Source organism: Mycolicibacterium boenickei, from assembly GCF_010731295.1.
Taxonomy (GTDB): domain Bacteria; phylum Actinomycetota; class Actinomycetes; order Mycobacteriales; family Mycobacteriaceae; genus Mycobacterium; species Mycobacterium boenickei.
On sequence record NZ_AP022579.1, the window covers coordinates 5766423 to 5788637 of the forward strand.

Consider the following 22215-nt stretch of genomic DNA (forward strand, 5'->3'; position numbering starts at 1 on the left):
GATGGCCGACCCGGACTACTACGACCCACCACTGGCCGGGGTTCGCATCCTCGACCTGTCGCGCGGCCCGATGACGGCGGTGGGACGCCTGCTGGCCGACCTCGGTGCCGCGGTGACCCAGGTGCACCTGCACGGCGTCACCGAACAACCCGCCGCGAGCGCCGGAGTCGACGCCGACTCGGTGGCGATCGGGATCAACCGGCACGGCCTGGACACGGTCGTCCTTGATCCGTCGACCCCCGCCGATCAACGTCGCTGGGGCCAGCTGCTTTCCCGTGCCGACATCCTGATCGAGGACACCCGCCCCGGTTCGGATGCCGAAAGAGCCCTGTCGGTACGCGACATCCTCAGCGAGCGCCCCGGCCTGGTGGTCCTGTCCATCAGCGATTTCGGCCGCGACACCAGCTACCGCGACTGGCAGGCCACCACACCGGTACTGCACGCGCTGACCAGTGAGCTGTCCCGCTCGGGCATCCCGGGACGGGAGCCGTTGGTACCGCCCGCCGCACAACTGCCCTATCACGTGGCGGCGGCGCAGGCAGCGGTGATGACCGTGAGCGTGTACCTGGACCGATTGCGCACCGGCACCGGCGATCTCATCGATTTCTCGATCCTCGACGGGGCCATGCAGACGCTCGACCCGCCGTACGGGACAGCGGGGACGGCCTCGGCCGGCGTCGCCCTGAGCGCGCAACGACGCGACTGGAACGCCGAGCGGCTGCGGTACCCCATCATCGCGTGCAAGGACGGTCACGTACGGATCTGCCTGCTGGCAAAACGCCAGTGGCACGGCATGTTCGAGTGGATGGGCCGGCCCGGGCAGTTCGCCGATCCGTCGTTCGACCGGCTGCGAGTGCGGTTCAGTTCGCCGGAGTTGATGGCCGCGATCGGGCAGTTCTGCGCCGGGCAGACCCGCGCCGAACTGGAGGACGCCGGCCAGCGGCACGGGGTGCCGACCGCAGCGGTACTCACCCTGGCCGAAACCCTCGGCACCGCACAGGTCAGGGACCGCGGGTATTTTCACGAGATCGACCTGGCCCCCGGAATATCGGCGCCCGTGCCGGCAGGTGTCGTCGAGATCGACGGGCACCGGGCCAACGCGCTCAACGTCTCCGAACCTGCGACGGCCGCTCGCATCGAGGTCGCCCCGCGGCTCTCCGCCCGCTCCCGCCGCAATGAGGGCCTGCCGCTGGAGGGGGTGCGCGTGCTGGACCTCGGAGTGATCGTCGTCGGATCCGACACCGGACGACTCTTCGGCGATCTCGGCGCCGACGTCATCAAGATCGAGAACTCGGCGTTCCCGGACGGGCTGCGCGGCAACCTGACCTCGATGTCGCAGACCTACGCCGCCGGCCACCGAAACAAGCGCTCGATCGGCATCGATCTGCGGACGGCGGAAGGTCGGGCATTGGCCCACCGGCTGGTGACCCTGTCCGACGTCGTGTTGACCAATTTCAAACCGGGCGTGGCCGAGACGCTGGGCATGGACCACCGAACCTTGCGAAAGGTGAATCCGGGCATCGTGGTGGTCGACAGTTCGGCGTTCGGGCCCACCGGGCCGTGGGCGAAGCGGATGGGTTACGGCCCGCTGGTGCGGGCGGCCGCGGGGTTCACGGACCTGTGGGTGTACCCGGGTGAACCGGAGTCCTTCTGCGACACCGTCACCGTCTACCCCGATCACGTGGCGGCCCGGATCGGCGCGCTCGGTGCGCTGGCCCTGCTGCTGCGCCGGGAACGCACGGACGCCGGCGGTTCGGTCAGCGTCGCGCAATCGGAGGTCATGCTCAGCCACCTGGCCGCCGAGATCGCTGCCGACGTCCTGGTGCGGCGCGGGCACGAACCCTCGCCCCACCCGATCCACGACGCGCCGTGGGGCCTGTTCCCGGCCGCCGGAGAGGACCGGTGGCTGGCCGTGACCGTGCGCGACGACGCCGACTGGGGCGCGCTGTGCGAGGTGATCGAACGTCCGGATCTGAGGGCCGACGAGCAGCTGACGACCCGCGCCGGACGCGACGCCCACCGCGGCCGCGTCGACGAGGCCGTGCGAGCCTGGACAAGACAGCGCCCCGCGACCGAGGCGATGGACCTGCTGCAGGCGGCCGGTGTTCCGGCCGGTGCCGCCCTGCACGCTGCCGAGGTCGCCGAGTGGGACTACTACGTGCAGCGTCGCGCGTTCCGCGAGGAACTGCACCCGCATGCCGATGAGCCGTTCACGATGGAGAACGTGCAGATCCATTCGGATCGCATCGCCGATCCCCCACTGCTGCAGGCGCCGCTGCTCGGCGAGCAGACCCGGGAGATCGCCGCCGAGCTGCTCGGCCTGGACGACGCCGAGATCGATGAGCTGATCGCCGTGGGGGTGCTCGAGGTGCCGCAGAGCTCGCAGCTCGCGGGACGCTGAGGGGCCATCTCGTACCATTCGTGGGTCACCTCACCCTCGAATCGCCGGAAATGACCGCATGGACTTCACCAGACTCAGGTACTTCGTGGCGGTCGCCGAGGAGCTGCACTTCAAGCGGGCCGCCGACCGGCTGATGATCACGCCGCCGCCGCTCAGCAAGCAGATCAAGCTGCTGGAGAAGGAGCTCGGCGGGCAGCTGTTCGAGCGCAACTACCACGAGGTCCGCCTGACGCCGCTGGGCACCAAGCTGCTCGGTCCGGCCCGCGAGATCCTGCGCCAGGTCGATGATCTGAAGGCCACCGCGGTCCGGCTCACCGAGGGAGCCGCACCCATCCGGGTGGGCGCAACCGCTTATGCGCCATCAGATTTCGTGGCGCAGGTGCAGACCGCCGTCGCCGGCCTGGCCGTGCCGACCGAATTCAGCGTCCCCGGGTCGGCCGCCGAGGTGACGGCCAAGCTGGTGTCCGGCCACCTCGACCTCGGGCTCATCCATCTGCCCACTTCCGACAAACGGCTGCAATACCGCGTGGTGGCCTCCTTCCAGGGTGCGGTGGCGGTGCGTTTCGACGATCCACTGGCAGCCAAGGAGCAGGTGTCGATCGAGGAACTGCGCGATCGCGACGTAGTGATCGACTTCGCCCGGCCCAACCCCGTCATGCTGGCCGGCCTGACCCGTGCGCTCAACGCCCGCGGGGTGACCCGCATCGTTCGCACCACCAACCAGTTCGGCGGCGAACTGGAGATGGCTGCCCAGGTGTTCAACCGTCATCTCGTCGCGGTGGTGCCATATGCGCCCGAATCATTGATCGGCAAGATCTTCTCTCCACCGGAGTTCACGCTGGTACCCATCGACGAGAGCACCTGGGCACCGGCGCGGATCGCATTGGCCTGGGTGCCCGACCGGCTCAAGAACCCGGCAGAGATCGAGGAGTTGGTGGCTGAACTCGCGCCGGCACTGACCCGCGATCAGGCGCAGTAGTGTGTGCACAGTGATGCCGATGATGGTGGGTGCAACTGTCGCCTCGAGCGTCGCCGCAATGGCGGCCCTGCTCGGCACGGCTGCACCCGCACCACAGATCCGTCTGGTCGACGACACCGTCCCGATGACCCAGGGCGACGGCTCGTTGTCCGACGGGCAGGTCCTGACCCCCTTTGACGTGCAGAATCCGGCGGTCGGCCGGCTGGATCCGCGGCTGCTGGCCGCAGTCCAGAACGCCGCGAATGCCGCCACCGCCGAAGGCGTCACCATGACGATCAACTCGGGGTGGCGGTCGGCCGATTTCCAGCAGTCGCTGCTCGATCAGGCAGTGCAGAGCTACGGCAGCCTCGCCGCGGCACGCCAGTATGTGCAGACGCCGACGGCGTCCCGCCACGTCACCGGTGAGGCGGTCGATATCGGGGGTCCGCAGGCCGATCACTGGCTGATCGCCAACGGCGCGCGGTTCGGGTTGTGCCAGATCTATGCCAACGAGCTGTGGCATTTCGAGCTCGTCGCCGACCCGGCGGGCAACTGCCCCCCGCTACAGCCCAACGCCGCAGGCTGACCTACTCGGTGACCGGCACCATGTCGGCGCCGCAGGTGCACTTGTAGCTGGTTTCGGGACCTTCGCAATGGCATTCGGACTCGACGCGGATCCGGCACCCACAACCCTCGTGCGCACAGGTCAGCACGGTCCCGGCAGGAACGACGCTCATGTCTTCCTCCAATTGGTCGGCAAATCCATCGTCCCCCTCGCATAGCCCTGAACCGGGCAATTCAATCCATCCCGGTCGGCATATCGTGTCCCTATGACTCTGTCCGGGAAGACCATGTTCATCTCCGGCGCCAGCCGGGGTATCGGCCTGGCGATCGCCAAGAAAGCCGCCGCCGACGGCGCCAACATCGCGCTGGTGGCCAAGACCGCCGAACCGCACCCCAAGCTCGAGGGCACGATCTACACGGCCGCCAAGGAGATCGAGGAGGCCGGCGGGCAGGCCCTGCCGATCGTCGGTGACGTCCGCGACGGTGACTCGGTTTCCGCCGCGGTGGCCAAGGCCGTCGAGCAGTTCGGCGGCATCGACCTGTGCGTCAACAACGCCTCGGCCATCAACCTCGGCTCGATCGAGGAAGTACCGCTCAAGCGCTTCGACCTGATGAACGGCATCCAGATCCGCGGCACCTACGCCGTGTCTCAGGCCTGCATCCCGCACATGAAGGGCCGCGAGAACCCGCACATCCTCACCCTGTCCCCGCCGATCCGGCTGGAGTCCGAATGGCTCAAGCCGACCGCCTACATGATGGCCAAGTTCGGGATGACGTTGTGCGCGTTGGGCATTGCCGAGGAGATGCGCGAGGCGGGCATCGCGTCCAACACGCTGTGGCCGCGCACCCTGGTGGCCACCGCCGCGGTGCAGAACCTGCTCGGCGGCGACGAGGCCATGGGCCGCGCCCGCAAACCCGACGTCTACGCCGATGCGGCATACACGATCTTCAACAAGCCCGCGCGGGAGTACACCGGCCAGAGCCTGCTGTGCGAGGACGTGCTGCTCGCGAACGGCGTCACCGACCTGTCGGTGTACGACTGTGTGCCCGGATCGGACCTCGGAGTGGACCTGTGGGTGGACACCCCGAACCCGCCGGGATACGTCCAGCAGTAGCGGAGCACCGCGAGCGTGCGCGTCTGCTGCCCGACACGCCGCCGAATGCCGACACTCAGCGCACGCTCGACGCTCGTCGAGCGTGCGCTACGTGTATTCGATGATGCCCCGGATATTGCGCCCCTCCCGCATGTCGATCATGGCGTCGTTGATCTGATCGAGCCGATACCGCCGCGTCACCAGCTCGTCGAGTTTGAGGTGGCCGTTGCGGTACATGTCCAGCAGCATGGGCATGCTCTCCCGGGGGTTCATGCCGCCGTAGATCAACCCCTTGAACGTCTTGCAGTTCTGCAACATGTCGACGAGCAGCATCGGCACCATGCTGAACTCGAACTTGGGGACACCGGTCATCAGACAGGTACCGCCCTTGGCCGTCAACATCAAGGCCGGGGTCAGCATCTCCGGGGTGACCACGCTCGGCGTGAGCACCACCCGATCGGCCATCAGGCCACGCGTCAGTTCCCGTACCAGAGGTATCGCTGCTTCGAGAGACGGACAGGTATCCGTCGCCCCGAAGAACTTCGCCGTATCCCGTTTGAAATCAACGGGATCCACGGCGATCACCAGGTTGGCGCCGACAGCGCGGGCACCCTGGACCGCGTTGACCCCCACCCCGCCCGTGCCGACCACGACGACAGTGTCGCCCGGTTGCGTGCCGACGCCGACGGTCCCTGACCCCCAACCCGTCGTCACGCCGCACGAGACCAGCGACGCGGCCTCAAAGGGAATCGACTCGTCGAGCTTGATCACCGATTCCTCAGCCAGAACGGCGTATTCGGCGAACGTACCGAGTTGGGTCATGGCCATCAGGCCCTCGTCGCCGATGTGACGCCGCACCGTGTTGTCGGTGACCATCTCTTTGGCCAGCATCAAGGCCCCGTTGTCGCAAAGGTATGTCCTGCCCGAGACGCACCAGCGGCAGATACCGCACGCGGCGATGAACGACAGACCCACGTGGTCACCGGGCTGCACCGACCGCACGCCGGGACCGACGGCCTCGACTATGCCTGCGCCTTCATGCCCACCGAGCATCGGGAAGAAATCAGGCGGGGGCACGCCCACCGCCTCGTACATGGCCACCAGGTCGGGCGTCGGCACCATGTCGCCGGTCGTGAAGTGGTCGTCGGTGTGGCAGATCCCTGCCACGGCCATCCTCACGAGGACTTCACCGGTTCGCGGCGGGTCGAGCGTGATCTCTTCGATCTCCCAGTCCATCCCGACCCCGCGCAGCACTGCGCCCCGGCACTTCAGCGGCTTAGCAGGCAATTCGGTCATGTTCCGAGCATCTGCCCGCGCCACGGGGAGCGACAGCGTATCCGCATACCCCATCTAGGCTCATCTGCATGCCTGACCCGCAGATCTCTGAACCTAGGCCCACCAACTGGGCCGCCGGCCGCTACCAGGCCGTCGCCGAACGCATCGCCGTGATCGCCGGTGAGGTGGTCACCGCGGCCGACCGGTTGCGCCCCGTGCGTGACTCCGCGCTGGTCGACCTGGCCTGCGGCACCGGCAGCGCGGCATTGGCCGCGGCCGAGGCCGGCGCAAAGGTCACCGGTGTGGATCTCACCGCCGAACTGGTCGCCATCGCCGCCGAGCGGCCGGGAGCCGACGCGGTGCACTGGGTGGTCGCCGACGCCGCCAATACCGGCCTGCCCGACGGCGCGTTCGGCACCGTGGTGTCGAACATGGGCATCATCTTCGTCGAGCCCACCAGCCTGGTTGCCGAGGTCGCCCGGCTGCTCACCCCCGGCGGGGTGTTCGCGTTCTCCACCTGGGTCCGCGACGACGCGGGCAGCCCGTTCTTCACCCCGATCGTCGAAACCCTGGGCCAACCGCCGGCCTCGGTCTATTCGCCCGATCAGTGGGGCGACCTCGACATCGTGCAGTCCCGGCTGGCCGCCGGGTTCGACGACGTTCTCTTCGAAACCGGTTCGCATACCTGGCAATTCGACTCCGTCGAGACCGCGTTGCGCTTCATCGCCGACGAGTCACCGATGCATGTCGACCTGCTCGGCCGGGTGGACGAGACGACCCGCGATCGTCTGCTCGATGCGTTCACCGCCGCGCTGAGTGCGCAGGCCGACGACGAGGGCCGGGTTTCCTTCGAGGCGCCCTACGCAGTGGTGACGGCCCACCGCAGGGCATGAAACATGTTGCGTGACATCAGGAACAGCACCAGAGCCGCCGCGTTGTTACTCGTCGCAGTCCTTCTCGGTATGTCCACCAACACGACCGCTTCCGCACGTCCCGACGCCCTCGCGACCGCCGTGGACCATGCGTTTCGGCCGCTCATGGCCCAATACGACATACCGGGCATGTCCATAGCAGTGACGGTCAACGGTCAACAGCGCTACTTCAATTTCGGAGTCGCAGACAGACAACGCATGACGCCGGTAACCCCGGACACGCTCTTCGAGATCGGTTCGGTCAGTAAGACGTTCACCGCCACACTGGCGTCGTACGCGCAAGCGCTGGGGCGCATCTCGCTGACTGATCACCCCAGCATCTACATGCCGCAGTTGACGGGCAGTGCCATCGACAAGGCCGACCTGCTCAACCTCGGCACTTTCACCGCGGGTGGATTGCCCTTGCAGTTTCCTCCCGACGTCACGGACGACGCCCAGATGCAGACGTGGTTTCACCAGTGGCAACCCGATGCAGCCCCCGGCCAACAGCGGCGATACTCCAACCCCAGCATCGGGTTGCTCGGCCACCTCACCGCCTTGGCGATGAACCGTGACTTCAGCGATCTGGTCGAACAGGAGGTATTCCCCAAGCTGCAACTACGCCACAGCTACATCCGAGTGCCGCAATCGCAGATGGAGAACTACGCCTGGGGCTACAACGCCGACAACGAGCCGATCCGGGTGAACCCAGGCGTTTTCGATGCTGAAGCGTACGGTGTCAAGTCCTCTGCGGCCGACTTGCTCCGCTTCGTCGAGACCAACATCGCGCCGAATGACCTTGAGGCACCGATGCGCGACGCTGTCCAAGGGACGCACGTCGGCTATTTCAAAGTCGGTGACATGGTCCAAGGGCTCGGCTGGGAACAGTATCCCTACCCGGTCACCCTCGACCGGCTGTTGGCCGGAAACTCGACCACCATGGCCATGCAGCCGAACCCGGCGGCGCCGCTCACTCCCCAACCCACCTCAACCCCGAGGCTGTTCAACAAGACCGGCTCCACAGATGGTTTCGGCGCCTATGCGGTGTTCGTGCCCGACAAGCGGATAGGTCTGGTGATGCTCGCGAACAAGAACTATCCGATCACCGCCCGCGTCAGCGCGGCCCACGCTGTCCTGCAACAGCTTTCGAATACCTAGCGCGGACGCGGGCCACCGGACAGCATGGTCTCGACACTGTCGGCGAATGCCGCGGTGGTGAAACACGTCGGTTCGGCGAACTCTTCGAGCGTGAGCGCATCGTTCCAGCTGGCGTCGGCCGCCGCGCGCAACAGAGGTTTGGCCATCGCGACGGCATGTGGCGGCAATGCCGCGACACGCGAGCACCAAACATCCGCGGTGGCAAGCAGCTTGTCGTGCGCGACGACCTCGTGCACCAATCCCAGCCGCTGCGCGGCTTCGGCGTCGATGTGCTCGCCCTTGAGGTAGTACGCGAGCGCGCCCTGATAGCCGAGTCGGCGGGTCAACGCCCAGCTGGTGCCGACCTCCGGGATCAAACCCAGACGGGCGAAGGCGGGCACGATGACGGCCTTCTCACTGGCGATGGTCACATCGCAGGTGAGCGCCCAGGCGAGCCCAACCCCGGCCGCGGGCCCGTTGAGGGCGGCGACGAAGATGGTGTCCGAACCCGCGATAAGCCGGGCGATACCGCCGAATTCCCGGCGGATCCAGCGCCATACGTCCGCGGTTCCCTCTCCCCGGTACCGGTTTTCGACGGCTGCGCGCATCATGCGCAAGTCGCCACCGGCGCTGAACCCTGGATCGGCGCCCGTCAACACCACGGCACGAATGTCGTCGTCGGCGGCGAGATCTTCCAGGGCGCGGCGCAATTGCCGGACCAGCGGTGCGGACAGCACGTTCAGCCGGTCGGGCTCGTCGAGTGTCACCACCGCGCGATCACCGCTGCGCTCGACGCGAATCCGCTGTGGCGCGTCCGGGGCGTCCCCGTCGGCCACCATGCTGCGATACAAGGGCTTGTCCATCAGCTGACCTCCTCGATTGGTCTGGCCTGCAATGCTTTCCATGCCGCATCGGCGAACATCTCGACGGCCTCGCGGTCCATGTCCGGAACCTCGCCGGCGATCCAGTAGCGGGCATATTCCTGTGCCGGACCGAGCCACAGTGCGGCCGTGATCCCCGGCCGCATGGCCACCAGCGCCCCGTAGGTGTGGTGCGGGCGCCACCAATCCCGGACGGTCGTGAAGAAATTCCGGTTGGCTTCACGGAGTTCCTGGCTGTCCAGCCGATCACCCAGGAGCAGCATCGCCTCGCCGCGGTGGGCCGCCACCCAATCCAGATGATTGCGGACACCGCCGCGGATTCCCTCTTCAGCCGTGGCCTGTTCGCGCAGCATGGCCAGGAAACCCGCCTGATATTCGGCCATGACCTGTGCGTACACCGCGGCCGCCAACGCGGGCTTGTCGGGGAAGTGGTGGTAGAGCGATCCGACGCTCACCTCGGCTTCGCGCCGCACCTCATCCAGGGTCGGGACGATGGTCCCCTCGGCCGCGAACCGGCGACGCGCGACCGATATCAGTCGATCCCGCGCACCTGTTGCCCTGGAGGGTGGCACGAGGATTACTCTATCAAAACCGAGAAATTCTCTAGAGAGCCGTCATTCGGCCTGGTAGAGGATCCCTCGACCGATCGCTTCCCGTATCTCCGGCAGCGCGGCCTGCGCCAGCGCATCGGAATCCACGCCATGATGGGCGGCGAGCAGCTGGATCAAGGTGCCCAGCGGCACCTCCCCTCGGCACCCGGCCAGCAATGCCCGCAGTACCTCGTCGACACCGATCACCGCGGCCGGGCCACCCGGACGGCGCACGGCGGCCCCGATCTCCTGCCACCCCTCGGGTCCGGGAAGTGACTGCTCTTCGAGGAACACCGGCGCGGTGGACAAGCGGGCCGCGAGCAGCGCATCGTCGGAGGTGTCGCGCAAGTAGGCCCGCCGGGCGAAGAACGCGTCCACTTCTGTTCCGGTGAGCGCCTCGTCGGCACCGGTGATCTCCTCGAAGATCTGCTCGGGCGCTTCCCCGGCCCGCGGCACCCGCAGCGAGATCATGCCCATGCCGATGCCGGCGATGTCCTGCTCGGCGAACCAGTCGAGCCATTGCCCGCCCCGCTGCGCCTGCCGGTCGAGGTCCTCACCGGCGTCGGCCAGCCACAGCGATACGTAGCTGACCGGATCGGCGAGTTCGCGCTGCACCACCCAGGCGTGCAGGCCCGTGCCGGCCAGCCAACCGCGGACCCGCTCCTGCCACTCGCGGCCGTCACGCACGATCCAGTTCGCCATGATGTGCGCGGTTCCGCCCGGCAACAGGTGATCACCGATCTGTTCGATCAGGCTCTGACACAACGCATCTCCGGCCAGGCCGGAGTCCCGGTAGGTGTAGTCCCGGGCACCCGAGCCCACCACGAACGGCGGATTCGACACGATCAGGTCGAACCGCTCGCCGGCCACCGGCTCGAACAGGCTGCCGTGCCGCAGATCCCACGACATGCCGCCCAGCCGCGCCGTCATCGCCGCGAGTGCCAGCGCCCGCTCGTTGGTGTCGGTCGCGACGATCTCGTCGCAGTGCGCGTTCATGTGCAGTGCCTGGATACCGCATCCCGTCCCGAGGTCGAGCGCGCGACCGACGGGTTTACGCGTCACCGCACGGGCGAGCGACACCGACGCCCCGCCGATGCCCAGCACATGGTCGTGACGCAACGGACCGCGCCGCACCGCGGCGTCCTGGTCGGACACGACGTAGAAATCCCGCTCCCCGTCGCTGTGCGGCCGGATGTCCAGGGCGGCCCGCACCTTGTCGCCGCGGAACTCGAGGACACCGTTGGCGGCCAACGTCTGCAGACTGCTCGACGGGAACGCCGCCGCGACCAGTTCCGGTGGCTCCTCGGTGCCCAGCAGCAGCAGCCGGACCAGTACCGCCAAGCGCTGACGGTCGGCCGGCGCGGCGTGGGTCACGCGCAGGACCGGCCACCACACCCCGCGGCTCAGCGCGGCGTCGGTGTCGGCGCCCAGGAGATCGGCCACCCCGTCGGTGGTGAATCCGGCCGACCGCAGGTCGGCGCCGATCGCATCGACAAGACCAGCGTCGACGCCTCCCTCAGTCCCGCTCAAAACAGCCCCATCTCTTCGGGTTCGGCCGGCTCGATGAGCTCTGGACCGTTGTTGCGGACGCTGTTGACCAGCCGGGACACCTCGCGGACGGCGATCCGGTCCAGGTCCCCGTGGCCCCGCAGCAGCCCCTCGTCGATCGGGGCGTCGGGATCCATCCAGCGGTCCCAGTCCGGCGCGCTGATGGTCAGCGGCATCCTGTCGTGGATCTCGGCGAGCGGACCGGCGGCATCGGTGGTGATGATCGTGCAACTGAGCAGTGGCGGCGCGTCCTTCGGTGCACCCTGCGGGCGCCACGTGGTCCACAGCCCCGCCATGAACAGCAGCTCGCCGTCGTCGGCATACATATAGAACGGCGTCTTGGCCTTCTTATCCACGTTCGGCTTCCACTCGTACCAGCCATCCATCGGGATCAGGCACCGCTTGTTCTTGGCGGAGTTGCGGAACGCCGGTGAGCTGGTCACCTTGTCGGCCCTGGCGTTGATCAACAACGGGCCCTTGGTGTCCGGACCGCCGTCCTGCGTGGTTTTCACCCACGGCGGGATAAGGCCCCAGCGCATCGAGCGGACCCGGCGGGTCGACTCGTCCTCGGGCTCGGTGTGCCGTTTGACCACGCTGCTGATGGTCGTGGTGGGAGCCACGTTGTAGTTGGCTCCCGCGACGTCCTTGTCCCCTGAGCTCGCCGAGCTTGCCGTGCTCTCGTCGATGGCCTGGATTTTCTGCGCCAGTAGCGCCGGATCGGTGGTCACCGCAAAACGTCCACACATAGTGCCCATGGTTGCAGAGTCGGCGGACAAGGCAGGATGTAGTGCGTGAGCGCACGTGAGGAGCAGATGACGAACTGGCCGGCACCGCAAGCGGCCACCCCGGTCGACGCCACGGTGGCGGTGCCGGGTTCGAAGTCGCTGACCAACCGCGCGCTCGTGCTGGCTGCGTTGGCCACCGCGCAGGGACCCTCGACGGTCCGTGGGGCGTTGCGCAGCCGCGACACCGATCTGATGATCGACGCCATCCGCACCCTGGGCGTCGCCGTGCAGGCCGCCGAGGGCGACGACACCGAGCTGACGGTCAGTGGCGCCATCGCGCCGGCGGTCGACGCCCGGGTCGACTGTGGACTGGCCGGAACGGTGCTGCGCTTCGTGCCGCCGGTCGCGGCGCTGAGCACCACAGCAGTGACGTTCGACGGGGATGAGCAGGCTCGGGCCCGGCCCATCGCCCCGCTGCTCGACGCGCTGCGCGGCTTGGGCGTGGACGTCGACGGTGACGGTTTGCCGTTCGCGGTGCGCGGTCGCGGGACCGTGGCCGGCGGCACCGTCGAGATCGACGCGTCGGGGTCCTCGCAGTTCGTCTCCGGGCTCTTGCTGTCCGGCGCGACGTTCACCGACGGGCTCACCATCGTGCACACCGGAACCTCGGTGCCCTCGGCTCCCCATGTGGCGATGACGGTGGCGATGCTGCGCGACGCCGGCGTCCAGGTCGACGACTCGGCCCCGAATCGCTGGCGGGTCTCCCCCGGACCGGTCGCCGCCCGCGACTGGAGCATCGAGCCGGACCTCTCCAACTCGACGCCGTTCCTGGCCGCGGCGATCGTCACCGGCGGAACCGTGCGCATCGCCGGCTGGCCGTCGGTGAGCATCCAGCCGGCCGACACCATCCTTGACCTGCTTGCCAAGGTGAATGCGACTGTCCACCAGCGTGATTCATACCTGGAAGTCAGCGGCGCCGAAGGCTACGACGGGTTTGACGCCGACCTGCACGACGTGGGCGAGCTGGCCCCCACGGTCGCCGCACTGGCCGCACTCGCCACCGAAGGCGCGACATCGCGGCTGCGGGGCATCGCGCATCTGCGCGGACACGAAACCGACCGGCTGGCGGCCCTGACCACCGAAATCAACGGGCTCGGCGGCGAATGCGCCGAAACCGAGGACGGTCTGCTCATCACGGCGCGGCCGTTGCACGGCGGGACCTGGCGCTCGTATGCCGACCATCGCATGGCCACCGCCGGCGCGATCATCGGCCTGCGGGTGCCCGGTGTCCAGGTGGAGAACATCGAGACGACGGCCAAGACCCTGCCCGATTTCCCGCTGATGTGGGTGCAGATGCTGGCGGGCGACGCGCCGACTGGCCCGCATACCAAGGGGAAGTAAACCACCTTGGGAGCGCGGGATTACGACGAGTCCGACGTCCGGATCAGGCCGGGTAAAGGCTCACGTCCGCGCACCAAGATCCGCCCCGACCACGCCGACGCCCAGTCGGCGATGGTGGTGACCGTCGACCGCGGCCGCTGGGGCTGCGCTCTGGACCGCGATCCGCTTCACCGGGTGGTCGCGATGCGGGCCCGCGAACTGGGCCGCACCCCGATCGTGGTCGGTGACGACGTCGATATCGTCGGCGACCTGTCCGGCCGGCCCGACACCCTGGCCCGTATCGTGCGTCGCGGCGAACGGCGAACAGTGTTGCGCCGCACCGCCGATGATGATGATCCGACCGAACGCGTCGTGGTCGCCAACGCCGACCAATTGCTGATCGTGGTGGCACTGGCCGATCCGCCGCCGCGCACCGGGTTCGTCGAACGCACCCTGATCGCCGCGTACGCCGGCGGCCTGAAACCGATTCTGTGCCTGACGAAATCCGACCTGGCCGCCCCAGAACCGTTCGCCGCGCAGTTCGCGGATCTGGACCTGACCATCGTCACCGCCGGCCGCGAGGATCCGCTCGACGTGGTCTCCCCCATGCTGGCAGGCAAGGTCACGGTGTTTCTCGGGCATTCCGGGGTCGGTAAGTCGACTCTGGTGAACCGCCTTGTCCCAGAGGCGGATCGGGCCACCGGTGAGGTATCCGGGGTGGGCAAGGGCAAGCACACCTCGACCCAGTCGGTGGCGTTGCCCCTGGACGGCACCGGTTGGGTGATCGACACCCCGGGCATCCGCTCGTTCGGTCTGGCCCATATTCAGCCAGACGACGTGATCATGGCGTTCTCGGATCTGGCGCAGACCATCGACGACTGCCCGCGCGGGTGCGGCCACATGGGTCCACCCGCCGATCCGGAATGCGCCCTGGACACGTTGTCCGGTCCGGCGGCCGGCCGGGTGGCCGCGGCTCGGCGCCTGCTGGCGGTGCTCAAGGAAGCCTGACCGCTTCCCGTGTACCGCTGGGCGGCACATCGCGTCGGACGACCACCGCGCCGCACTATGGTCGCTGCTGTGGCTACTTATGTTCTGACCGGCAGCGCCTCCGGGCTTGGCGCTGCGACCAAGAAACGGCTGGAGTCCGACGGACATCGGGTGATCGGCGTCGACCTGCGCGATGCCGATGTGAATGTGGACCTGAGCACGCCGGACGGGCGATCGGAGGCGATCGCGAAGGTCACCGAGTTGGCCGACGGCGGGATCGACGGTTTCGTCCCCTTCGCCGGGCTGGCCGCCGCGACCGGCCGGCCCGCGCACCTGCTCATCGCCGTCAACTACTTCGCCGCGGTCGAGCTGCTCGAGGGCCTGCGCCCACTACTGGCCAACCGGGAGAACGCGTCGGTGGTGCTGATCAGCTCGAATTCGACCACCAGCCAGCCCAATTGGCCGGTCGAGCTGGCGGACGCCTGCCTGGCCGGTGACGAGACGGGTGCCAACACGATCGCCTCCACCTACGGCGATTTCGCGGCGCTGCAGGCCTATCCGGCCACCAAGGCCGCCCTGGCGTATTACGCGCGCACCAAGTCCGCCGAGTACATCGCCGACGGCATCCGGCTCAACGCGATCGCACCGGGGCTCATCGACACTCCGATGACCCAGGAGGGACGCAAGGACCCGCTGACCGGTGCGGGGATGGAGCAGTTCCTCAACACGATCCCCGCCGGGCGGGGCGGCCGTCCCGAAGAGGTGGCCGCGCTGGTCGCGTTCCTGCTCGGCCCCGAGGCGAGCTACTTCGTCGGGTCGGTCATCTTCGTCGACGGCGGCATCGACGCCGCGCTTCGAGGCAAGGACTGGCCCAAGGTCTGGGAACTGAACATGTGACGCCGGCGCGTCAGTGCTTGCCCTTGGCCTGATCCGCCTCGGCCTGCTGTTGCTCTTCTTCTGCCTGTTGCTTGGCCGCCGCGATGGCGGCGCGGCCCTCAGGGCTGGCCGCCGAATTGCCCGGCGTCTTGGCCGTGGCCACGCCGGCGTTGCAGTTGAGGTTGAGCAGCACGGTGTCGGTGACCGGGGCGAAATCGTCACCCTTGTGCCAGTGGGCGGTCTCGGAGTGCGTCACGACGCAGTCGTCATCGGACAGCGCATCGCCGTCGCGGGTGGCGACGACACCCTTCATGCCGGCATCGGCCAGTGCCGATTGCGCATCGGAGTACTTCTGGCCGGCGTAGTCGTCGGCCGCGGCGACTCCGGTGGCCAGCGCACCGATCGGCACGACAGAGGCACCGAGCACCATGGCGGCCGCGAGCATCTTGTTCACGGGCGTCAGGGTATGAGCGACGACTGCAAGGACCCTGGGAGTACGTCGGGCAATTGCTTGGAATCCGTGCCCCCGATGTGAAGAAGGTGCCGAGAATTCAGCCAGCGAATTCTCGGCACCTTCTTTCACGTTCGACCGGGTCAGCGGCGGCGCCAGCCTCGCACCGTCTCGATGGCCGACTTCAGGCCGCGACGTCGCCCGGTGTCGGGATCGGTGACGCCGTAGCCTTCGAGCTCCGTGAACATCCGCTCGCTGCGGGTTTCCGGGGCGTTGTCGGCCGTGTCCTTCAGGAACCGGTCCGGCAGCGACAGCTTGGCGATGGTGCGCCAGGTCTTGCCGTACTGCACCAGGAACGATCCCGTGGTGTAGGGCAGGTCGTACTTGTCGCACAGTGCCCGCACCCGGATCGAGATCTCGTAGAGCCGGTTGCTCGGCAGATCCGGATACAGGTGGTGCTCGATCTGGTGGCACAGGTTGCCGCTCATGAACCGCAGCACCGGGCCGTTCTCGAAGTTGGCGCTGCCGAGCATCTGACGCAGGTACCACTGGCCGCGGCTCTCACCGACCATGTCGGTCTTGGTGAATTTCTCTGCGCCATCAGGGAAATGGCCGCAGAAGATCACCGCGTTGGCCCACACGTTGCGGATGACGTTGGCCACCGCGTTGGCCTTCAAGGTGGACTTGAAGGTCGCGCCGGGCGACAGCGACGTGAGCGCAGGCCAGACGACGTAGTCCTTGGCCAGCTGATGCCCGGCCTTGACGCCGAACTCGCGAACCCGGACCAGCGTCGCGTTGCGGTTGTCGCGGCCCTTGAAGATCTTGCCGAGCTCCAGGTGCTGCAGCCCCACGCCCCACTCGAAACCGATCGCGAGAAGGGTGTTGAACAGCAGGTTGCCGTAGAGGTTGAACGGCTTCCACTTGGCATCCCGGGTGACGCGGATGACGCCGTAGCCCACGTCGTCGTCCATACCGAGGATGTTCGTGTACTTGTGATGCATGAAGTTGTGGGTGAACCGCCAATGCTTGGACGCCCCGCTCATGTCCCACTCCCACGACGAGGAGTGAATCTCGGGATCGTTCATCCAGTCCCACTGGCCGTGCATGACGTTGTGGCCGATCTCCATGTTCTCGATGATCTTGGCCACGCCCAGCGTGATGGTGCCCGCCCACCATGCGGAACGCTTCGAGCTCGCCGCGAGCATGACGCGGCCGGCGACGTCGAGAGCACGCTGCGCCGCGATGGTGCGGCGGATGTAGCGCGCGTCGCGCTCACCGCGGGAGTCTTCGATGTCTTGCCGGATCGCGTCGAGTTCGATGCCCAGGTTCTCGATGTCGGCATCGGTGAGATGCGCGAATGCGGGAACGTCGGTGATTGCCATCGTCAGCCTCCTCTCAATTACCTACGGTAGCGTAACCTACGATGCCGTAGGTTACTAGCCAGTAAAGCTTAGACATCCAGGACACAGTCGCCGGATGCGGCCGAAACACACGTCTGGATCCGGGTACCCGGGTCGTGCTCCACGCCGGTACGCAGATCGCGGACGTACCCGTCGACCAGGCCCACCACGCACGACTGACAGATCCCCATCCGGCAGCCGAACGGCATCCGGATCCCGGCCTGCTCCCCCGCGTCCATCAACGGCGTCGCGCCGTCGACAGTGACCTCCTTGCCGCTGCGTTCGAAAGTTACCGTGCCACCGGCCCCGTGTGGGGCCGCCCGTGACACCGCGAACCGTTCGAGGTGCAGGCTGTCGGCGATACCGGCGGCGGCCCACACCCGTTCGGCGTCGTTGAGCATGCCTTCCGGCCCGCATGCCCATGCCTGACGTTCACGCCAATCGGGAACCACGTCGCCGATCTGCGCCAGGTCAAGCCTGCCCTCGGTCCGGGTACTGCGCAACAACAGCCGGTAGCCGGGATGCGCATCGTGCAGCGCCGCCAACTCCTGGCCGAACATCACATCGGATTCCGTTGGCGCCGAATGCACATGCGCGATGTCGGTGATCTGGTCGCGGCGCACCAGGGTGCGCAGCATCGACATCACCGGGGTGATGCCCGAGCCCGCCGTCACGAACAACACCGTTGCCGGCGCCGGATCGGGCATGACGAAGTTGCCCTGCGGCGCGGCCAGCCGCACCACGGTTCCCGGACGCAGGCCGTCGACCAGGTGCGTCGACAAGAACCCTTCGGGCATTGCCTTGACCGTGATCGCGATGGTGCGCGCGGACTTCTCCGGCGCCGAGGTCAGCGAATACGACCGCCAGCGCCACCGCCCGTCGATCAGCACACCGATACCGACGTACTGGCCCGGCTCATAGTCGAACGAGAATCCCCAGCCCGGCTTGATCACCAACGTCGCGGAATCGGACGTTTCCCGCCGCACCTCGACCACCCGGCCCCGCAACTCGCGCGCGGACCACAACGGGTTGGCCAGCTTGAGGTAGTCGTCGGGCAGCAGCGGAGTGGTCACCTGACCGACGACGCGGCGCAGCGCGTTCCAGCCGGGCCGCCGCGCGGCGCCGGCGATCGTGGGGCGGACCGTATCGGCCACATTGGCCGAGACCTTGATGGAGTTCTTGGCCATGAACCTACGGTACCGTAGGTTACCCGTCCGTAGCCAGTCAGACGTCCGCTGTCGCAGGTCAGGACGCCAAAGTGTTCTTGTACGTTTTCCCGTCCTTCATGATCACTTTGAAATTGCGGCCCGGGTCCGCGACCAGATCCAGGCGTGCCAACGGGTCACCGTCGACCAGCAACAAATCCGCCAGCGCACCCTCGGCGACCACGCCCAGCTTTCCGGCGTACGGGTTGCGCTTGCCCGACATCGCCAGCAGTTCGGCGTTGGTCGCGGTCGCCATGGTCAACGTCTCGGCGGGCGAGAACCACTTGCCGAGCCCCGCCAACAGCGCCCCCTGCTTCTGCGCCAACTGCGGCGAGAACAGGATGTCCGTGCCGAAGGCCGTCTTGAGCTTGTACTTGCGCGCCAGCTGATAGACGTTGTTGACGCCTTCGACGATCTCCTTGGCCTTGGCGGCCTCGTCGGAGCCGGGTGGGAAAGCGCCGATCATCTCGGCCGGGATGGGCTGCGTGCTGAGCCAGATGTTCTTGTCCGCCATCTCTTTTGCCGTCGCCTCATCCATCAGGTGGGCATGCTCGATGCACGTGACGCCGGCACGGATCGCCTGCTGGATGGTCTGCGGCGTGTAGGCGTGCACGGCCACGTACGTGCCCCAGTTGCCCGCCGCTTCGGTGGCCGCCCGCAGTTCTGGCTCGGTGAAGGTGGTGACGTCGAGCGGGCTGTGCGGCGAGGACACCCCACCCCCGGCGGTCAGCTTGATCTGCGACGCGCCCTGGAACAACTGCTCGCGGGTGCGCGTCCGCACCTCGTCGGGGCTGTCGGCGACCATCGAAGCGCCCAGTTCCTCCTGACGCGACACCGGACCACCCGCGGTTCGCGGCAGGTCCGCGGGCGTGCGGAAGTCACCATGGCCGCTGGTGACGGTGATGATCGCGCCCGACGGGTAGATGCGTGGACCGTTGATGACGCCTTCGTCGATGGCCTGCTTGAGCCCGAAGCTCGGCCCGCCGAGATCGCGGACCGTGGTGAACCCGCGCATCAAGGTGTCGGTGGCCTCGGCGCCGGCCAACAGGTTGAGGTACCCCGGATCCAAGGTGGTCAACTGGGTCACCGGGGGCCGCACCAGCATTGTGTGCCAGTGGTTGTCGATAAGGCCCGGCATCAAGGTACGACCGCCCCCGTCGATCACCGTGGCCCCCGGCTCGTCGGGCAGCGCCTCGGTGGAGATCCGCTCGATCCGGTTCCCCTTGACCCGCACATTGGACGGCGCCGACAACCGATCGCTGCGGCCGTCGAAGATCTTGACGTTCCGGAAATCGGTGACCGCCGCCCCGCCGGCAGGCGGGGCCGGGGGCGGCGGGGCCTGCGCAGACTCCGCGGGGCGACCCGGCTCTGAGGAGCCGGCCGACGAGGTATCGCCATCACCGGTCGAACAGGACACACTCGCCAGGATCACGGCCAGCGACGCCAACAATCCGAATGCGCGCATGAAAATCCTTGTCTCGTCGGTCAGAGCAGTTCGAGCAGGAATGGCAACTCTTGCGGGGCATACCAAGCCAGGTCGTGATCCTGAGCGTCGCCGACAGTGAGTTCGGCGTCCTCGTCCCCCAGGTCCGCGTCGTCGATGACGCCGACGGCGGCCAGCACCGCCCCTTCCGCGTCGGCATTGTCGACATACACGGCGACCACGGCGTCGATCGGCAACGGCCCGGACAACCGCACGACAGCGTCGTCGAGATCGGGGCGGACGGTGACCACGTCAGCGTCGGCCACCACCACGGCGCGGCGCGGCGGCAGGCCCGAGTCCGACGACGGATCCGTGCCGGCGAGCAACCGCAGTGAGGCCAACGCGGCCTCCCGCAACGCCACCTCGGCGAGTTCGTCGTCGTCGCCCTCGGCGTAGGCCTCCCGCAGCGTCGGCGTGACCGCGAACGCGGTCCCGTTCACGACGAGCAGGTGACGGTCGGCGACAAGCTGCTGCAAGGCGACCAAAGTCGTCGGGATGTAGACGCGCACACCGCGACCCTAGCTGTCTTCGGCGTTTTCCCGATCGTCGGCTTGCGGGTCCTTCTCCACCGAAATCACGAAGTCGTCGCCGTGCTGGGTGACACCGGCGACCACCGCATCGTTGACCGCCTCCAGCGCGTACTCGCGGCGCACCACCATGGGGTCGTGGCGCAGGTCGCGGACCAGCGCCACCGCGAGTCCGATCATCACCAGCACGAACGGCACCGCCACGATGATGGTGATCGACTGCAGACCGTTCAGCGCGTCCGCGCCGCCGACCAGCAACATGACCGCGGCCACCGCGCCGGTGGCGACGCCCCAGAAGATCACCGTGGGACGGGTCGGCTTGATGGTGCCGCGCTCGGACAGCGAGCCCATCACGATCGACGCCGCATCGGCACCGGACACGAAGAAGATGGCGACCAGCAGCATCACCACCACACTGGTGACGGTCGCGATCGGGTACTCGCCGAGCAAGCTGAACAACTGCTGCTCCTGGCTGCCCATCCCGGCCAGGTCCACACCGTTCTGCTGCTCGAAGATCGCCGCGCCGCCGAACACACAGAACCAGATCACCGACACCACGCTGGGCACGAGCAGCACGCCTGTCACGAACTGCCGGATGGTGCGGCCGCGGGAGATCCGGGCGATGAACATCCCGACGAAGGGGGTCCACGAGATCCACCACGCCCAGTAGAAGATCGTCCAGCTCTGCAGCCAGGTACTGACGGCGTCACCTTCGGCGCCGGTCCGGGCGGCCATCTGCGCGAGGTCTCCGAAATAACTGCCGATGGACGTCGGAATCATGTTCAGCATGAACATGGTCGGGCCGACCAGGAAGATGAACACCGCCATGGACAACGCCAGCACCATGTTGATGTTGGACAGCCACTGAATCCCGCGCGCGACACCCGACACCGCCGACAGCACGAACGCGACCGTGAGGATCGTGATGATGCCGATCAGGATGGCGTTACCGGTCTCGCCGACTCCCGCGACGATGTGCAGGCCGCTGCGGATCTGCAGCGCACCGAGGCCGAGCGAGGCGGCCGACCCGAACAGCGTGGCGAAGATCGCCAGCATGTCGATCACCTTGCCCCACGGCCCGTTCGCGCGCTTGCCCAGCAATGGCTCGAATGCGGCAGAGACCAGCTGGAGCCGGCCCTTGCGGTACACCCCGTAGGCGATGGTCAGGCCGACGACGGCATAGATGGCCCACGGATGCAGCGTCCAGTGGAACATCGTGGTCGCCATCGCGGTCTCTGCTGCCCGGGGGTTCCCGGGTCCCCCGGTTCCCGGCGGCGGGGAGGCGAAATGCGACAACGGCTCGGAAACCCCGAAGAACATCAGGCCGATGCCCATGCCGGCGCTGAACATCATCGCCACCCAGGACACGGTGCGGAATTCCGGCTCGTCGTCGTCGCGGCCCAGCGGGATGTTGCCGTAACGGCTCATCGCCAGCCAGATGACGAACACCACGAAACCCGATGCGGTCAGGACGAACAGCCAACCGACATTGGCCATCACCCAGCCGAGGGCACCGGACGAGGCGGTGGCGAGAGAATCGGTGCTGAGGAATCCCCAGACCAGAAATGCCAAGGCGATGACGGCGGTGACGCCGAAGACCACCCAGTCCACACCGGCACGCCGCGTGTACGCCTTCTGCTCCACCGGAACATCGAGGACTGGGTGCGGCACGACGTCGCCGGTCGGCGACTTCAGCGCCTTCTCTGTTGCTTTCTTGACTTCTTGCGTGTTCTTGTCAGATCTACTTTTTCGTATCTCAGCTGGCATGATCAATTCATCAGATCGCGAATTGCAGCTCAGGTCAAACACGCCACGGGTTTTG

At 67.4% G+C, this 22215-nt stretch carries 21 protein-coding genes; 9 read left to right on the forward strand and 12 right to left on the reverse strand.

Features of this window, described 5'->3' with window-relative positions; genetic code table 11:
* Position 1: 1 nt before the first annotated feature.
* The 3 genes from G6N57_RS27610 to G6N57_RS27620 are packed head-to-tail and all read left to right on the forward strand — an operon-like array spanning position 2 to position 3945.
* Positions 2–2401 carry a CaiB/BaiF CoA-transferase family protein gene (locus G6N57_RS27610; RefSeq protein ID WP_077743537.1) on the forward strand — a complete coding sequence of 800 codons (2400 nt, stop codon included), beginning with the start codon at positions 2–4 and terminating at the stop codon, positions 2399–2401.
* A gap of 58 nt (positions 2402–2459) precedes the next feature.
* Positions 2460–3380: a LysR family transcriptional regulator gene (locus tag G6N57_RS27615; RefSeq protein WP_077743536.1), complete on the forward strand. Its 921-nt coding sequence runs from the start codon at positions 2460–2462 to the stop codon at positions 3378–3380.
* Positions 3381–3402: 22 nt separating this feature from the next.
* Complete coding sequence (locus G6N57_RS27620) at positions 3403–3945, forward strand: M15 family metallopeptidase (protein ID WP_407665997.1); 543 nt, start codon at positions 3403–3405, stop codon at positions 3943–3945.
* Between the two features lies 1 nt (position 3946).
* On the opposite strand, the gene mymT is transcribed toward G6N57_RS27620, so the two are convergent.
* Positions 3947–4096: a copper-binding metallothionein MymT gene (gene mymT, locus G6N57_RS27625; RefSeq protein WP_077743535.1), complete on the reverse strand. Its 150-nt coding sequence runs from the start codon at positions 4094–4096 to the stop codon at positions 3947–3949.
* Between the two features lie 93 nt (positions 4097–4189).
* Here mymT and G6N57_RS27630 point away from each other — a divergent pair, with 93 nt between their 5' ends.
* Complete coding sequence (locus G6N57_RS27630) at positions 4190–5038, forward strand: SDR family oxidoreductase (RefSeq protein ID WP_097926413.1); 849 nt, start codon at positions 4190–4192, stop codon at positions 5036–5038.
* A gap of 87 nt (positions 5039–5125) precedes the next feature.
* On the opposite strand, the gene G6N57_RS27635 is transcribed toward G6N57_RS27630, so the two are convergent.
* Positions 5126–6271 (reverse strand): NDMA-dependent alcohol dehydrogenase, encoded by a 1146-nt coding sequence (locus G6N57_RS27635; RefSeq protein ID WP_077743533.1) that lies wholly within the window; start codon positions 6269–6271, stop codon positions 5126–5128.
* Between the two features lie 110 nt (positions 6272–6381).
* Between G6N57_RS27635 and G6N57_RS27640 the strand changes: the two genes are divergently transcribed.
* Together G6N57_RS27640 and ampC are read left to right on the forward strand one after the other, a co-directional pair.
* Complete coding sequence (locus G6N57_RS27640; protein WP_097926414.1) at positions 6382–7185, forward strand: class I SAM-dependent methyltransferase; 804 nt, start codon at positions 6382–6384, stop codon at positions 7183–7185.
* 3 nt (positions 7186–7188) lie between these two features.
* Positions 7189–8361: a class C beta-lactamase gene (ampC, locus tag G6N57_RS27645; protein ID WP_077743532.1), complete on the forward strand. Its 1173-nt coding sequence runs from the start codon at positions 7189–7191 to the stop codon at positions 8359–8361.
* Here ampC and G6N57_RS27650 read toward each other — a convergent pair.
* Genes G6N57_RS27650 through G6N57_RS27665 form a run of 4 tightly spaced genes read right to left on the reverse strand, consistent with a single transcriptional unit; the run spans position 8358 to position 12105 of the window.
* A complete protein-coding gene (locus tag G6N57_RS27650; RefSeq protein ID WP_077743531.1) occupies positions 8358–9203 on the reverse strand; it encodes an enoyl-CoA hydratase/isomerase family protein in 846 nt (281 codons plus the stop codon). The two genes, ampC and G6N57_RS27650, sit on opposite strands and share 4 nt — an antisense overlap.
* The gene (locus G6N57_RS27655; RefSeq protein WP_077743530.1) at positions 9203–9793 is read right to left on the reverse strand and encodes a TetR/AcrR family transcriptional regulator; all 591 of its coding nucleotides are present in this window, start codon (positions 9791–9793) and stop codon (positions 9203–9205) included. The genes G6N57_RS27650 and G6N57_RS27655 overlap by 1 nt, the downstream gene beginning before the upstream one ends.
* A gap of 42 nt (positions 9794–9835) precedes the next feature.
* The gene (locus G6N57_RS27660; protein WP_077743529.1) at positions 9836–11341 is read right to left on the reverse strand and encodes a DUF7782 domain-containing protein; all 1506 of its coding nucleotides are present in this window, start codon (positions 11339–11341) and stop codon (positions 9836–9838) included.
* Entirely contained in the window at positions 11338–12105 is a 768-nt protein-coding gene (locus G6N57_RS27665) for an SOS response-associated peptidase (protein WP_197908763.1), read from the reverse strand. Before G6N57_RS27665 ends, G6N57_RS27660 begins: the two co-directional genes overlap by 4 nt.
* Before the next feature lie 66 nt (positions 12106–12171).
* On the opposite strand from G6N57_RS27665, the gene aroA reads away from it, so the two are divergent.
* The 3 genes from aroA (at position 12172) to G6N57_RS27680 (ending at position 15348) form a co-directional block, all read left to right on the forward strand.
* Entirely contained in the window at positions 12172–13485 is a 1314-nt protein-coding gene (gene aroA / locus G6N57_RS27670) for a 3-phosphoshikimate 1-carboxyvinyltransferase (RefSeq protein ID WP_077743591.1), read from the forward strand.
* Positions 13486–13491: 6 nt separating this feature from the next.
* Positions 13492–14472 carry a ribosome small subunit-dependent GTPase A gene (gene rsgA / locus G6N57_RS27675; protein ID WP_077743527.1) on the forward strand — a complete coding sequence of 327 codons (981 nt, stop codon included), beginning with the start codon at positions 13492–13494 and terminating at the stop codon, positions 14470–14472.
* A 69-nt stretch (positions 14473–14541) separates the two neighbouring features.
* Positions 14542–15348, forward strand: a complete 807-nt coding sequence (locus tag G6N57_RS27680; RefSeq protein ID WP_077743590.1) for an SDR family oxidoreductase — start codon at positions 14542–14544, stop codon at positions 15346–15348.
* Between the two features lie 10 nt (positions 15349–15358).
* On the opposite strand, the gene G6N57_RS27685 is transcribed toward G6N57_RS27680, so the two are convergent.
* The 6 genes from G6N57_RS27685 to G6N57_RS27710 form a co-directional block, all read right to left on the reverse strand.
* On the reverse strand, positions 15359–15772 hold the full coding sequence (locus tag G6N57_RS27685; RefSeq protein ID WP_174814593.1) for a hypothetical protein: 414 nt from the start codon (positions 15770–15772) through the stop codon (positions 15359–15361).
* A 149-nt stretch (positions 15773–15921) separates the two neighbouring features.
* The gene (locus G6N57_RS27690; RefSeq protein WP_077743525.1) at positions 15922–17160 is read right to left on the reverse strand and encodes a fatty acid desaturase family protein; all 1239 of its coding nucleotides are present in this window, start codon (positions 17158–17160) and stop codon (positions 15922–15924) included.
* A 68-nt stretch (positions 17161–17228) separates the two neighbouring features.
* Positions 17229–18365, reverse strand: a complete 1137-nt coding sequence (locus G6N57_RS27695; protein ID WP_077743524.1) for a ferredoxin reductase — start codon at positions 18363–18365, stop codon at positions 17229–17231.
* Positions 18366–18423: 58 nt separating this feature from the next.
* On the reverse strand, positions 18424–19848 hold the full coding sequence (locus tag G6N57_RS27700; RefSeq protein ID WP_077743523.1) for a metal-dependent hydrolase family protein: 1425 nt from the start codon (positions 19846–19848) through the stop codon (positions 18424–18426).
* Positions 19849–19868: 20 nt separating this feature from the next.
* Positions 19869–20375, reverse strand: coding sequence for a DUF6912 family protein (locus G6N57_RS27705; RefSeq protein WP_077743522.1), 507 nt, complete (start codon positions 20373–20375; stop codon positions 19869–19871).
* A 9-nt stretch (positions 20376–20384) separates the two neighbouring features.
* The gene (locus G6N57_RS27710) at positions 20385–22160 is read right to left on the reverse strand and encodes a BCCT family transporter (protein WP_077743521.1); all 1776 of its coding nucleotides are present in this window, start codon (positions 22158–22160) and stop codon (positions 20385–20387) included.
* Positions 22161–22215: the final 55 nt, after the last annotated feature.

Excerpts from the sequence above, each read along its gene's own strand:
- G6N57_RS27610 (WP_077743537.1), top strand. The coding sequence starts at position 2 with ATGGCCGACCCGGACTACTACGACCCACCACTGGCCGGGGTTCGCATC.
- G6N57_RS27615 (WP_077743536.1), top strand. The coding sequence starts at position 2,460 with ATGGACTTCACCAGACTCAGGTACTTCGTGGCGGTCGCCGAGGAGCTG.
- G6N57_RS27620 (WP_407665997.1), top strand. The coding sequence starts at position 3,403 with ATGGTGGGTGCAACTGTCGCCTCGAGCGTCGCCGCAATGGCGGCCCTG.
- mymT (WP_077743535.1), bottom strand. The coding sequence starts at position 4,096 with ATGAGCGTCGTTCCTGCCGGGACCGTGCTGACCTGTGCGCACGAGGGT.
- G6N57_RS27630 (WP_097926413.1), top strand. The coding sequence starts at position 4,190 with ATGACTCTGTCCGGGAAGACCATGTTCATCTCCGGCGCCAGCCGGGGT.
- G6N57_RS27640 (WP_097926414.1), top strand. The coding sequence starts at position 6,382 with ATGCCTGACCCGCAGATCTCTGAACCTAGGCCCACCAACTGGGCCGCC.
- ampC (WP_077743532.1), top strand. The coding sequence starts at position 7,189 with ATGTTGCGTGACATCAGGAACAGCACCAGAGCCGCCGCGTTGTTACTC.
- G6N57_RS27650 (WP_077743531.1), bottom strand. The coding sequence starts at position 9,203 with ATGGACAAGCCCTTGTATCGCAGCATGGTGGCCGACGGGGACGCCCCG.
- G6N57_RS27665 (WP_197908763.1), bottom strand. The coding sequence starts at position 12,105 with ATGTGTGGACGTTTTGCGGTGACCACCGATCCGGCGCTACTGGCGCAG.
- aroA (WP_077743591.1), top strand. The coding sequence starts at position 12,172 with ATGACGAACTGGCCGGCACCGCAAGCGGCCACCCCGGTCGACGCCACG.
- G6N57_RS27685 (WP_174814593.1), bottom strand. The coding sequence starts at position 15,772 with ATGCTCGCGGCCGCCATGGTGCTCGGTGCCTCTGTCGTGCCGATCGGT.
- G6N57_RS27690 (WP_077743525.1), bottom strand. The coding sequence starts at position 17,160 with ATGGCAATCACCGACGTTCCCGCATTCGCGCATCTCACCGATGCCGAC.
- G6N57_RS27695 (WP_077743524.1), bottom strand. The coding sequence starts at position 18,365 with ATGGCCAAGAACTCCATCAAGGTCTCGGCCAATGTGGCCGATACGGTC.
- G6N57_RS27700 (WP_077743523.1), bottom strand. The coding sequence starts at position 19,848 with ATGCGCGCATTCGGATTGTTGGCGTCGCTGGCCGTGATCCTGGCGAGT.
- G6N57_RS27710 (WP_077743521.1), bottom strand. The coding sequence starts at position 22,160 with ATGCCAGCTGAGATACGAAAAAGTAGATCTGACAAGAACACGCAAGAA.